Genomic DNA, 13,855 nt, shown 5'->3' with positions numbered 1-13,855 from the left:
ACAAATATTAATTTATTAAGGAGGATTAACTTGTCTAACTACAATGTAAATAATAGTACAGTTGAATCAATAATTAGCTGGATTAACAATAAAATGATTGCAATACCCGAAATACAAAGACCTTTCGTCTGGGATGCCACCAAAGTTAGGGATTTAATGGACTCTCTTTACAAAAACTACCCTGTTGGTTACATTATCACTTGGCAGAATCCTGATACAAAATTAAAAGATGGTTCAATCTCAATGGGAAAGAAAATTTTGATTGATGGCCAGCAGCGGATTACTGCATTGACGGCCGCAATAACTGGTCAGGAAGTTGTAGATTTTAACTACAAAAAGAAAAGGATTCGTATAGCATTTAATCCTATTGAAGAAAAGTTCGAAGTGACAAACTCTGCTATTCTTAAGAACGTTAAGTGGATACCAGATATTGCAGAGGTCTTTTCACCAGGGTTTAATACTTTTAGCTATATTAATGCATATTGTGCTATTAACCCTGAAATTGACCATAATGAGATGAACCGTGTTCTTCAAAAATTAATACAAATTAAGTACAGCAGTATTGGTATGATTGAGCTTTCACATAACTTGGATATTGAAACTGTTACAGAAATATTTATTCGAATAAATTCCGCTGGGGTTGTTTTGAGTCAAGCTGATTTTGCTATGTCCAAGATTACCGTAAATGAAGCTTACGAGGGTCCAGCTATCCGAAAAACCATTGATTACTTTTGCCACTTAATTAAAAATCCTGCTGACTACTCTAATATTGAAAACAACGATACCGAATTTGCCTCAACTTCGAACTTTCAAAAAATAAAATGGGTTAAAGAATATCACTCTTCCATTTATGAACCAAGTTACTCAGATTTAATACGAGTTGCATTTACGTATAAATTCTTAAGGGGTAAACTTTCAAATCTAGTTAGCTTATTGTCAGGACGTGATTTTGAAACCAGGGAATACAGGGAGGATATTATACAAAATTCTTTTAGCACTCTAAAGGAAGGTGTTTTAGATTTTATTAACGAGACGAACTTTAAGAGATTCGTCATGGTTGTAAAGTCAGCAGGGATTATTACGCCAAAATTGATAAGATCAAAAAACGCTTTAAATTTTGCCTATACACTCTTTTTATTGCTTCGAGAAAAAAATATTAATGGAAATGAAATAAATAAGATCGTTCGCAAATGGCTAGTTCTGTCCGTACTAACAGAACGCTATTCAAGCTCGCCTGAGACCATGTTTGAATTTGATATTCGGAGGTTTAACCTTGCGGAAACACCAGATAAGTATCTAAAAAGTGTTGAGGCTGGTGAATTATCTGATGCTTACTGGAACAATATTTTAGTAACCAACTTGGATACTTCTGTGACGAGCAGCCCTTATTTTAACCTGTTCATCATGGCTCAAATCTATGAAAAAGATAATGCCTTTCTATCAAAATCCATCACAGTAAGCCATTTAATAGAAGAACGTGGGGATGTACATCATATCTTTCCTAAAAAATATTTACAGAAACATGGTATTAATAATCGAGGTAAATATAATCAAATTGCTAACTATGTCTATACCGAGCAAATAGTTAACCTTGCCATTAGAGACAAGGCTCCATTCCAGTACATGGGGTTGGTTAACCAACAAAGCCAGGGAGGCAACACTGTAATTGGGGAGATTACGGACCTAACTGAGTTAAAACAAAATATGGAAATGAACTGTGTACCTGAGTCTCTGTTTTCTTTGGATTTTTCTAATTATGAGGATTTTTTGGTAGAACGGAGACGTCTTATGGCAAATAAGATACGTAGGTTTTATGAGAAATTATAGGTACCTTCTGCAGGTAAAAACAAAGCCGTCCAAAGACGGCTTTTGCACTTCATTTTAGTTCAATTGCTAAACATTTCATTGGTGTTTGTATGATTGCGTAGGGTTTTTTTAAATATAAACAACCTCTGACTTACATTAAACTTTTCTACCTCCACATCTTGCTTGTCGTAACCGCCCTTTCTAGAGCAATGGACAAAACGACTTAGGCACCCTTTTCCACCACTTGCTTCCCCGAGACGCAGGAGTACAAAGGTTTTTTGCTAGTTTTTCAGTAATATTGCTCAACTGGACCAGGAGCATGATGATACCAGCTTCATCTTACCTATGTTTTCTATCTAAAATGAAAAATCCCTTTTTATTTGATTATGGCTCCTATTTGTTCTTGTTGAAATAAAATGTATTAGGGCATCATTATTTTGACTGTTTTTAAGTTTGATAAATTTCTCTACGAGGCCTTCAAATCCTACAAAATATTCGCTTTGATATGCTGTGTTATTATAAATTTTAATAAACTCATGATAATCTCTTGTATGCATTTTATCTTTAATTTGAATAAGAATGTTATTCCAATTATCTATTCTTCTATCATGAATTGGCTTTTTAATGCCGAATTCATTTTTTTCTTCATTTTGTATCTGTTGAATAAAATACTCTATTTCTAATATATGTTGAAATAGTTCATTCCTATTTTTACTATCCAATTCCCTTAATATTTTTGATTTGTAATTATTATAACGTTCTTTTCTATAATGCAATTTACCTTGTTTTTCCTTTGTTTCTTTTTTATCACCTTTCATTTCTTGTATTGCCTTTACCCCAGCACCAATAGTTCCTATTGCTCCTGCTACCTCTTTCCAGTTTTCTTTAACAAGTTTGCCTGCCCGTGGACCATATTTTTTTACTCCTTCAAATATTGGTCTAATTGGTAATTTAGCCATGACTTGCTCCTTTTTAGATAGTGTTGAAGAGAATTAACCCATCTACTATATAACTACCGGTACCCTTATTCCGTTATCTGCAACCATCTAATAGACAGAAGCTTCTTCAGTTCATCTATATTTTTTTACTTCTTATTATCTTTTATTACGGTCGGACCAACTATTTTTAACAATAAAAACAACCATACCCAATAGGTCAAATCGTCCACATAAAGATTTATACCCTTTTTTTTCATCTTGATTTTTAAACTCCTCAAGTTATGATAAGCAGACTATTTACTCTATTACCTAAAACATCCCGTATTTTAAGTGTAGTCTTTAAAGGTAAACTTCTTTATCTCTTTGCAGATTATGCAAAATAGGTGAAGACATTTCACTTTTGTAAAAAACCTCAAATGCAATAGTTGCTTTGGTTTGTGATAGTAATAGGTCAATAATGTAATAAAACTGGTGGACGAAAATGGGTGTCCCCGCGTATCTAATTCAATAAACTACATTTGTCACGCTAACACTATTTCTCCAACCTCAATTCGTATGCCTTATCAATGAACCTAGTTATCAGTTCTAATTTATCAACCCACCCCAATCTTATGTACACTTCACCAGGAGTCAATGTTATCGGGTCAGAATTTTCATATTTATAGCCAAGCAACTCATCAATTTCCCTTTGCATTGCTTTTGCTGTTTCTGAGTGAAGCCTTTTCCCAAGATGAAGAACAAAACATACTTTCCTCGCCGAAGTTATGGTTGCAAATTTATATGAACCTTTCTTGCTAATATAACCTATACAATCCGTACGGACCCCGTTATTGCATCGATCATGATAGTCTTCCACTTCGGCATGATAAGGACTTTTTTTATAAATATACTCATCAATTTGTTTTGCTAATGCCCTAGCTTTATCAGTTTTAAATAAGCTATAAAAATACTCCTTGGAATTAGTGCCAACCGGCTCGCTAGTGATCCACCCAAAGTAAAGATTAACGCCACCTACCAACGCTGGACCGACAACTGCATCCTTCCTACCTTCCAGCTTGAATAAATCAACAAAGGCTGCGTAATCTTCAAACAATTTTCCTTCCCTGCTGAATGAATGGACAAGCAATAGCGCATTTTTTGCGTTTACTTCCTTGGCTTCTTTTATTACCGATCCTGTACTGTGCAGTAATTGGTATCTTTTGTCTAAAACATCATCTTCTATTAAACCCAACTGGCACAATAGGTACTCCAGCCTTCTTCTTTTCCCCTCACTTGGGTTTACCCCTTTCCAGTCCCCCACTTTGTCCCCAAAAGGTTCAGAATGCTTTCCTTCTATCATAATGGTCATTAATTCACCTTGTGCTTTTGCCAAAAGGTAAAGATCATTCTGTGAACTTGCGCCACCACCTGGCAGAGAAACTTTGTACTCAGGAAAGGCGTATAAGGTCTTAACATCTTCAAAAAGAAGCAGATTACTCTGCTTAAATACTTCATCTACGCATGAAGGTAGGTTCGTTACCCCCTCCCAGCAAAGTGCTAATTCATATGCAGATTTACCAGGTTTCCAATGTTTTTCCCAATCTGCCAATAAGTCTTTCCATGAGCCTATTCCCTTGGTTGGAACAAAGTAATTAGTCATAATGACCTCCCATCATAATCGCCTTTTACGAAATAATTCTTATTTGTTATCCAAGTAATCATCAAGCAGGCGCCATGAATTATAGAACTCTGACCTGATCCCCTCTTTCTGATGTACCACCCTACTTCTTTTTTCTATAAAATCATTAATTTCCAAACAAGCATAACATTGATCCTTGAAGTTATAACCTACAAAAAAATTAATTTCTTTTATCCCTTTATCATGTTCTTCCTCTGTTTCAAAAGCATCAATTTTATAGACTTGGTATGGAATAGGAGAATGCTTATAGGCAGAATCATATTGAAGATGTCTGACTAAAATTCTGGCTGTTTTTTCATCTTTATTCGTTGCCAATATATGAGAAGCAGCATGAATTTGGGATGTCCGAGAAACACGATATCCCTTTTCCATAAGCATATCTGACATAAGGTCAATCGCGTTGGCTTGATTGTACAAAGTCGCTGAATGATATTTTGGCTTTGCTCTTGGCAGTTCTAAAATATTTCCGTCCATACCCAAAGTTAAATATTGTGTACCAAATTCTCTTTCCATTCCTTTAGAGATGATGGCAGCAACTCTTCTTGCTAATTTAGTTTCATCGGTATTGGTAAATTTGTATTTAAGCCATCCATAAATTCCGGGTGGTGCCAGTGGCACCTCTTATTTATTAGAACGAGTAACGGCCACTACTGCACCAGCACGGTCATTATTGGTAACATGGAATGACGAGAAATTCACCAAAAACCGTATATATGAACAAAACCTCACAATTATTCACTATTTGAATTTTCAATTTATATAAAAGTTCTTATTCTAGTTACTTCGAGTTATATAGTAAGAAAGTGGATGGATTACAGGAATCGAAAAAGTAATACCTCCTCTTATAGTTTAATACTCTTCAGATTATTAACTATCATTTTTTGTATCGTTGCTAACACAATACTTAATCCAAAATAAGACGCTTCGAGGATTTCACTTTCATATGACCAAATTTTTTCTTCAAGTATTGTATTTGAAAGAGGATTATTAATATTAAAATCACCGTGAACAAATCGACTTCTAAAATTATAAAAGTCATATAATTTTTTCCTAAATGTTTTCTTATCTTTCTCTTTTATATCTAAAAATAATAAAATTCTTCTAAAAAGGGTTTTCGTTATTTGAGATTTAGGGGTATCATATAACGCTTCTAACGCTAGAGAAGTCCAAATAATTGTTGTAGGAGTAATTTGATTTTCTTTACATACATGAAGAAGTGAGAACAGTGCACGTTCTGTAGTATTGAAAGCAATTTGCCTATATCCTAACTCTAAATTTGTTATCCAATTCCATACAGTATCTAATTCCACCCTATCTAATCGAAACAATTTATGTTCTTTACCATTCTCCCGTGCACTTTCTAGAACCGAAGAAGAAAACTCATAAAGTTCTAATCCTGATTCGCTCCTCAAATCGTGACTAAAGCAATCAAAGCAACCAGGGGCACTTATATTTGCTGTTAGGAAAATAAGGACTAATAGGTTTTCCAAATAATGCTCAATAATTCTATCAACATATTCTTCATCCAATACTTCTTTTCCATTCAGAGTGGTGAATTCAATAAAACAATCTATTTCTAATATATCTTCGTTTAAAAGTTTCTGAGGAATATCCTGTTCAGTAAATACATTTCTGTATAAATTTTCCAGAGTGTAGTATGAATTTAGTCTTTCAAATTCCTTAATAGTTTCAATATGCTTATCCCAATCAAAAAACACCCTTATTAGACCATTTTTTGTTTCTATTTTTACTTCGGATAATACATCAGGAACTTCCTTCCATGTTGTGATAAACTCATCACTTGTTAAACAAAATACACCTTGACTCCGCTGAAAAATCGGAAATTTCACCTTTATTAATCTACTTGTATTAGTCATTTATACTCCCCATAACCAATAATTTAGTTTTTTGTTCTTGTACAGCATTATACTTCCATGACTCCTTCATCTGTTGTTTGAAAAACAGTCCGGGGACCTTTGGACATGGGATGAAAACGGAAGTCCCCTTGATTATTTCTAATCATGATGGAAGTCAAACAGCCAATCCAATAAATAATCCACAAATTCACGAAACCAGCAAAACTTCACGAAAGGGTGGACTCATCGGCCGGAACAATATAATTGGACGGGCTCGTAAAAACGTCTTCGATACATTCAGCCTCATAGCCTTTATAAAGATTCAATTAATCTGGAAGTTCATGATGGATGGTACCACAATTGGTACACTGCAATCTCCGGATGTTATATGTCTTACTCTGTCCTGTGTGATCCTTAGCTTTTCGATTCTTTGTACCTCTAACCAACATGTTTTTCCCGCAGCAAGGGGAAGTAATCCTCCCCGCACCCCTAACTAGGGTGTGACTAGGCACCTCTTATAATAATTAAGAGAGCTACCTTCCAGATTTTTGAATTTCTCAGGGCAATTTCACTACTTTATTTAAGTAAGTGAATTGACAAGTCTCCATAGACTCTGACAACATTTAATCATAATTTTTCACTTTTGTTTTTTCCGGCTGGATCTCTAATATACATTCGTTAACTAACTTAAGTAATATTTTATTCCTGTCTATTTCTTTGCTAAAAAAAGTTATTAGTGAGAGTAAACATATCCATAACATTATAAATATGATTGATCTACTATATAACTCTAAATGACTCAATTGATCATTATTATTGAATAATATTAAAAGTAATGAAACTATTATTGCAACTATAATCGATTGTGATGCCGTTAAAATAGCATTGTATCTCGGACTTTCAGTAATCATTTCTAGATAAATTTTAAAACTTCTGAGGTCTTCTTCCTTCTTAAAATGATTCTTTAGTATTTGTTTAGTTAGATTGTAATTTGAGTAGAAATTTTTAGAATCAATTCTTTTAGTAGTAGTAAGCTCAGTCGTAAAACTTGAAATTAAATTTGGATCGCTTAACCAATCATATAACGAGTAATTTTTTTGCTTCCTCTTTTTGAGAAAGAGATCGAACCTCTTTAGCAAGAAATCAAGAATAAATACAAGAATATTAATTATTATTATAGAAGCCAAGACTATAAAAATAATTCCAGTAATTTCTTCCTCTTTTTGAATTAAATCCATTATCAAGAAAAATATAACTGCCATCATGAATGAATTTAGAACCACATATTTAAACTTATCCATTTCTTTCTAAGAAACTCCCCTCGTAAATATTTTGAGATAACTTTACTTTTTTCTGTAATATAATTTGGCGTTATGCCATTTTAAATAGCTATCTCCCTCTTAGGTTCCATGTTTATGAATAATTTATACTTATAGAATTATACAAGATTCGAACCTATATTCCCGCTTTTAAAACAAAAAAGAGAACAGGGATTTCTCCTACTCTCTTGGAAATATTATTCTTTCTTGGTTTTAATTTTTATTTAAGCATCAATAGGCCAATCTTTAAATTGTTCTTTGGCTTCTTCAACAAAAGCATTAGTTAAGAACTTTAATTGTTCTGGCTTTATTTTATTTCTCATTAAGGTGGCCTTTACTGCGAGATTTACTTTTGATAAGATATCTTGGCGGTGCGGATTGGTCCAATCAACTTGAAATTCTTTTTTCATATTTTTAACAACTTGATGAACTAAATCTGCCATAAACTGATTTTCGAATGTGGTGTTTTCCATATTTGCGATAATTTCATAAAACGCCACTTCTTCTTCAGTAAGACCTAAATCCATTCTTCTTTTTGTCTCTTCGTCTAAGTTGTTTCTCATTTCTACCATAAATCGGATAACGTCTGCTGCTGAAATTACTCGATTATGATATTCTTCAATTGTTTTCTTTAACATTTCACTCATTTGCTTACTTTTTGGATTTTTCTTCTTAAACTTAACCTTTATTTCATCTTCTAAAAGTTGTTTTAACAATTTTAAGCGTAGATCAACATGAGGTTTTTCAACCAATCCTGCTAAAAATGCATCATCAAGAACAGACAAGTTTGGTTTTTCAATTCCTGCAATTTCAAATAAATCTAAAGCATCATAGGAACTGACACTTTCGTTGACAATTTGCGCTAATTTTTTTTCATAATCTTGATTAGCTTGACCATCTCCCCCAATAGGGTTAGATAGTTTACGCAACTGAGTTTTGACAATGTCATATAACAACACTTCACCTGATACTGCTGTAACAGAAGTAAGGTGGGAAACAAGTTTATGTGACTGGGAAAGTCTTGCTTGAGCCTCTAAAAATGATTTCTCATTGGTCCCTAAGAAATGGTTAACCAATTCGGCAATAAAATCTTCTCTTTCAACTTTAGGTAGTGCTCGCCATTCATTAAGAGATAGATTGCTAGGTGAAAGTTCATTAGGAACTAAAGCCTTAACTTCATGTAAAAAATTCCAAAACAAGGCTTCTGCTTGTTCAATATCAAAAGTTAATTCTCCTTTACCACCGCTATCTGTATACTTTTTAGTTGCTTCCCTTAACTGAGTAGCAATTCCAATAAAGTCAATAATGGTACCACCTTGTTTGCCCGGAAAAACTCGGTTTACCCTTGCAATGGCTTGCATTAGGTTATGCCCTTTCATGGGTTTATCGACATACAAGTATGTTAATGGTTTTGCATCAAATCCTGTAAGCCACATGTCACGTACAATAACAAGTTTGAGCGGGTCTTTAGGGTCTCTTAACTTAGCCTTGACAGCCTCTTGCTCCTCTTTTGATTTTATATGAGCATAATCACTTCCCTCTTGCTTTTGACGCCATTCTTCTGGGTCCTTTGAAACATCGCCAGTCATAATAATCTCTACTGGCGGACAATCCGGAAGTTTTTTCATTTCATTATATAATGCAACACAATTTTCGCGGCTCATACAAACAATCATTCCTTTTGCTTCAGGCGTTACCGTTTGTTTTTCAGCAAAATGGTTAACAATTGTTTTGGCTAATTCCTCAACTCGTTCTTTTGTTCCGGCTAGTTTTGCAAGAGCAGCCCATGCACGGCGATGTTTATCAAATTCGTTGTTACTTGCCTCTGTTCCTAATTCTTCAATTTGATTATCTATTTCTTCATTTGTGATCCCTAATCTGATTAAACGAGATTCATAAAAGATAGGGACAGTTGCATTATCCTCAACCGCTTGTAGCATGTCATAAGTATGAATAGTATGACCAAACACTTCATTAGTACTTCTACCTGCAAAATCTACAGGCGTCCCGGTAAATCCGATATGACTCGCATTCGGTAAAGCGGTTTTTATGTGTCCTGCGTATCCAGCGTCATTATATTGTGTTCTATGTGCTTCATCAGCAATAACTATTATGTTTTCTCGTTCCGAAAGAACTGGGTGAACACCTTCTGCCTCTTTTAGTCGGAACTTTTCAATCGTTGTAAAAACGATTTGACCAGATTCATTTTTTAAGAGTTCTCTTAAATCAGAAGCAGAGTCTGCTTGTTTCACATGTCCAACAAGAGACTTTCCTTCAACAAATGTGTCATGTAATTGATTATCTAAATCAGCACGATCAACTTGTATCACTACAGTCGGGTTTTTCAAATCACTATGACGGATTAAGATACCTGCAAAGAATAACATTGAAATAGACTTACCTGATCCTTGTGTATGCCAAATGACACCTATTTTTCTATCTCCATTTGGTCTCGTAGCACGAATCGATTCTTGTACTGCAAAGTTAACACCAAAAAATTGGTGATACTTCGCCCCGATTTTTGTTTTTGTTTTACCATTGTCCATAAATACAATAAAATGGCGGATATAGTTTAGTAGACGGTCTTTTTCAAACAAACCCTCTATAAGTGTTTTCATCGTATTTGCTATATTATTGTCTATCCTAACACCGTCTATTGACTTCCAAGCAGCATAAAATTCAATTGGTGCGAATGGCATGCCATGTAATGTTGTTGTTCCGTCAGAGATAATTGAAAAGGCATTATAAGTGAACAATTGTGCTATGTCGTAAGTGTAATTTCTTACTTGCGTGTAAGCGTCCTGAACACTAGTGTTCTCTATATATGGACTTTTAAGTTCAAAAAGAACTAGTGGCAATCCGTTAATATATACAATAATATCAGGCCGTCTAGACATTCTCCCTTCTATTGCCAACTGATTCATTACCACGAAATCATTTTGCAACGGCTGTTCCCAGTTGATAGGACAAATATGATAATACAAATCTTCATCATTTTCTTGCTCAATTTTTAAGTCTATTCCTTTAGTTAATATTTCATGAAATCGTTCATTACGTTGTTCAACTGTAACACCGTCTATATTAATAATCTGAGACATTAAAGCAGGTATATGTTCTCTTGGAAAGGTAGGATAACTCTCATAAAGAAACTTCTCCAAGCGTGCCTCTATAACAACATCTGCTAACGAAGGACGGGAAGCCCATTCATAAGCAGGTAAATAATCATATCCTAGTTGTTTTAACCTTTCTATCGTTGTCTCCTCAAAATCAGATTCGTACAGACGGCTCCGGCTGCTCATTTGAAATAACCTCCCTTACAATTTCTGCTGCTTCTACTATACTAATGTCGCCTCTTAATAGAAGTGGAAGTATGTAATCACGTACCTCCATAAGTTTTTGATTAGTAATAGCATTAAGTTTTATTTTCTCAAAAAGACTCTCAACCTGTTTATGGAAACAATTCATTGTTTCATTGTTAGGAACTAATAATTTTATTGATGAGAAATCACCTTTATTTAGATTCAACGTTGCTGTCCCACCACTACCGAGTGAAATAATGGTATCTGAGTTATATACCATTGAAAGATAAGCAAAATATGGGCTAATTTCTTCATTACAAACAATGCTGTTAATTTGTTGATTTGTTTGTGAAAAATCTGTTGTAAGTACAACTAGCCCCGGTGTTGCTATACAACTTACACAAACAGTTAATGGAGGTAACATTTTATTTTTTTGTGTACTAGCCCCTTCATCTGATAAAGTAGTTTCAGTCTTCACAATAAATGTATTATTGTGCATATCAGGTATCTTAATAAAAGGTATTTTACCATTATAAAAATTATTATTTTTTGTTGAAGGAGTTTTTCCTGTAACCACATTTCCTAAATCATCTACTCTTTTAACATTTAATTCTTTGGGGATTAAACCAAACTCACTATCTTTATATTCACTTTCATTAAATCGTTCAAAGTCAATAAACCAATGTTTATATATATTCATAGCCATTTGTTCTAAGGTTTTGTTTATTTCAAGATTTATCTGAATCTTATTATCAATATTGGATAATATACTCGCAATTTTTTTTTGTATATTTAGAGGTGGTAGAGATAATGAATATTTCATTATTTCTTCTCTATCTCCTCTTGGCATCTTTGCACCCTTTGCACCAGACATTACATAACCAAAAAAGTGATCAGTAAATAAATTATAGTATAAGTATTTGCTATCAACTTGCTCATTGTCTTTACTCCGAATGACTAAAACATCATTAGAACACCCGCCATCTTTGTCAGCAAACCAAATTTTTTTGAAATAAGGTCTTATGTTTGAAATCAGTATATCATCACAAAAATAGGCACTGACCGTTTTGCCTGCTGGTAAAGAAGATGCGGCTGTAACGCCCTCTCTGTTAGGCTTCATATTTTCAGTTGAAATATAATTGGATAAGTTTATTTCATTCAAACCAATCCGGTCTTCACTATAAAAACTAATATCCTTTAATAAAACTTCATTCCATTCATTCACACTAATCCCTCCAAGTCCTTTAAAATTAATTCTTGAAGGCGTGTACTTTCATTAAATTGTTCACGAAGAGTGTTTGTTAATTCTTCCATTCTCTCTTCAAAGGAAACATCATCTGCTTCTACATGTGCAGTTCCCGCATATATACCCGGTGTCAGTTTGTAATCCCTATCTCTAACTTGCTCGATAGTGGCAACCTTTGTGAATCCGGCTTCCTCAATTAAACTACCATCAACGTTACGAAACTCATGATATGCATTAGCAATTTTCTCTATTTCCTCTTGTGAGAATACTCTTTGTCTTCTATTAACAAGTCCCCCCATTTTTCTAGCGTCTATGAAAAGCATCTCATTTTTACGTTCTCTATATCCTTTGGAACCGTCTCTATTTTTGCTTATGAAAAATAAGCAGCATGGAATACCCGTTGTAAAGAATAGTTTTTCAGGTAGTTGAACTATACAATCAATATAATAATCATCAACCAACTTCTGCCGAACTTCTTTTTCACCGGTTACATTAGTAGTCATAGCACCATTGGCCATTACAAAACCTGCTGTTCCTCCATCTTTTAAGTGATAAAGGAAATGTTGCATCCACATATAGTTAGCATTGGCATTAGTCACTGGACCAATTAAACGAGGATCATCTTTTGATATTCTTTCTGCACCCCAAGTATCGACATTAAATGGTGGATTCGCAATAACGTAATCTGCCTTCAAGTCTGGATACTGATCGTTTAACAAAGAGTCACCTAAACGAATTTCAGCATTCATACCATGCAATAAGACATTCATTTTTCCTAGTCGCAAAGTGGTTTCAACATTTTCTTGGCCATAAAAGGATAGTGCATTTCCCTTCTCTGAATAGGCTTCTGATTGAATAAACATCCCACCGGAACCACAAGCAGGGTCAAAAACTGTACCCTCAATCGGTTCCATCATAGCAACTAAAAGTTTAACAATAGTAGAAGGAGTAAAGAATTCTCCTCCTCGATTTCCTTCACTTGAAGCGAAGTTTCCAATAAAGTATTCATAAGTACGTCCCAAAACATCCACACTATCTTCATGACGAGCACTAAAAACATCACGGGAAAAAATCTCAATTAATCCTGCCACATTTTCTGCAGGTAAATTAGAACCTTGGAAGATACGTGGTAAAATCCCMTCCAGCTCTGGGTTTTCTTGTTCAATCAATTTCATAGCATTGTCTAATATCCCTTTAATATTGCTATCATTTGCTTTTTCAACGATATAAGACCAACGTGCTTCTTCTGGAATCATAAATACATTTTCAGATTTATATTGGTCAGGATCATTTAGAATATTTTCTCTTACTTCATGATCATCTGAATACCAAATACTTTCAGTGTCATTAACCATTTCTTCAACTTGCGCTCTTCTTTTATCAAAACGTAATGATACGTAACGTAAAAAGATTAAAGGTAATACGTAATGCTTATAATCCGATGGAGTAATACTTCCACGCATTCTAGTTGCCGCATCGAATAAGTCTTTTTGAAAATCTATATCTGCTTTAACAGCCATTTTTTACTCCTCCAAATTTCCATCTTTATTCCTATTTTAGCATATCTGATATCATATATTTAAACTTCGTTTTTATTGAATTTTTAATTATATGCTTAATAAAAATCCCTAAGAATCGGTATACAAAGAAAAGACTATTCCACTCTTTTGGAATAGTCTTTAATTACTATTTTAATATCGCATTCTTCCTCTG

General features: G+C 34.1%; 10 protein-coding genes. 1 reads left to right on the top strand and 9 read right to left on the bottom strand.

Annotation, left to right across the window (positions count from 1 at the left end; translation table 11 throughout):
* Positions 1-30 precede the first annotated feature (30 nt).
* On the top strand, positions 31-1,827 hold the full coding sequence (locus ADU22_RS13180) for a GmrSD restriction endonuclease domain-containing protein (RefSeq protein WP_053362564.1): 1,797 nt from the start codon (positions 31-33) through the stop codon (positions 1,825-1,827).
* A 335-nt stretch (positions 1,828-2,162) separates the two neighbouring features.
* On the opposite strand, the gene ADU22_RS13175 is transcribed toward ADU22_RS13180, so the two are convergent.
* The 9 genes from ADU22_RS13175 to ADU22_RS13140 form a co-directional block, all read right to left on the bottom strand.
* The gene (locus ADU22_RS13175; RefSeq protein ID WP_053362563.1) at positions 2,163-2,765 is read right to left on the bottom strand and encodes a hypothetical protein; all 603 of its coding nucleotides are present in this window, start codon (positions 2,763-2,765) and stop codon (positions 2,163-2,165) included.
* A gap of 511 nt (positions 2,766-3,276) precedes the next feature.
* Positions 3,277-4,383: a DUF6946 family protein gene (locus ADU22_RS25200; RefSeq protein ID WP_231687880.1), complete on the bottom strand. Its 1,107-nt coding sequence runs from the start codon at positions 4,381-4,383 to the stop codon at positions 3,277-3,279.
* Positions 4,384-4,422: 39 nt separating this feature from the next.
* On the bottom strand, positions 4,423-5,040 hold the full coding sequence (locus ADU22_RS13165) for a hypothetical protein (protein ID WP_053362562.1): 618 nt from the start codon (positions 5,038-5,040) through the stop codon (positions 4,423-4,425).
* A 224-nt stretch (positions 5,041-5,264) separates the two neighbouring features.
* Complete coding sequence (locus ADU22_RS13160) at positions 5,265-6,299, bottom strand: HEPN domain-containing protein (protein WP_053362561.1); 1,035 nt, start codon at positions 6,297-6,299, stop codon at positions 5,265-5,267.
* A 305-nt stretch (positions 6,300-6,604) separates the two neighbouring features.
* Positions 6,605-6,790: a DUF6431 domain-containing protein gene (locus tag ADU22_RS25195; RefSeq protein WP_286132278.1), complete on the bottom strand. Its 186-nt coding sequence runs from the start codon at positions 6,788-6,790 to the stop codon at positions 6,605-6,607.
* 111 nt (positions 6,791-6,901) lie between these two features.
* Positions 6,902-7,579: a hypothetical protein gene (locus tag ADU22_RS13155; RefSeq protein WP_053362560.1), complete on the bottom strand. Its 678-nt coding sequence runs from the start codon at positions 7,577-7,579 to the stop codon at positions 6,902-6,904.
* A gap of 242 nt (positions 7,580-7,821) precedes the next feature.
* Positions 7,822-10,896: a type I restriction endonuclease subunit R gene (locus ADU22_RS13150; RefSeq protein ID WP_053362559.1), complete on the bottom strand. Its 3,075-nt coding sequence runs from the start codon at positions 10,894-10,896 to the stop codon at positions 7,822-7,824.
* Positions 10,865-12,121, bottom strand: a complete 1,257-nt coding sequence (locus tag ADU22_RS13145; RefSeq protein WP_053362558.1) for a restriction endonuclease subunit S — start codon at positions 12,119-12,121, stop codon at positions 10,865-10,867. Before ADU22_RS13145 ends, ADU22_RS13150 begins: the two co-directional genes overlap by 32 nt.
* On the bottom strand, positions 12,118-13,662 hold the full coding sequence (locus ADU22_RS13140; RefSeq protein ID WP_053362557.1) for a type I restriction-modification system subunit M: 1,545 nt from the start codon (positions 13,660-13,662) through the stop codon (positions 12,118-12,120). The genes ADU22_RS13145 and ADU22_RS13140 overlap by 4 nt, the downstream gene beginning before the upstream one ends.
* Positions 13,663-13,855 lie beyond the last annotated feature (193 nt).

This window comes from Bacillus sp. FJAT-27251 (assembly GCF_001273925.1).
Lineage (GTDB): Bacteria > Bacillota > Bacilli > Bacillales > Cytobacillaceae > Mesobacillus_B.
Note: the sequence above shows the minus strand (reverse complement) of the source record. Positions and strands in the feature narration are given on the sequence as shown.

Bases quoted from the DNA above. Each gene is read 5' to 3' on its own strand.
- ADU22_RS13155 (WP_053362560.1), bottom strand. From the start codon at position 7,579: ATGGATAAGTTTAAATATGTGGTTCTAAATTCATTCATGATGGCAGTT.
- ADU22_RS25200 (WP_231687880.1), bottom strand. From the start codon at position 4,383: ATGACTAATTACTTTGTTCCAACCAAGGGAATAGGCTCATGGAAAGAC.
- ADU22_RS13175 (WP_053362563.1), bottom strand. From the start codon at position 2,765: ATGGCTAAATTACCAATTAGACCAATATTTGAAGGAGTAAAAAAATAT.
- ADU22_RS13150 (WP_053362559.1), bottom strand. From the start codon at position 10,896: ATGAGCAGCCGGAGCCGTCTGTACGAATCTGATTTTGAGGAGACAACG.
- ADU22_RS13160 (WP_053362561.1), bottom strand. From the start codon at position 6,299: ATGACTAATACAAGTAGATTAATAAAGGTGAAATTTCCGATTTTTCAG.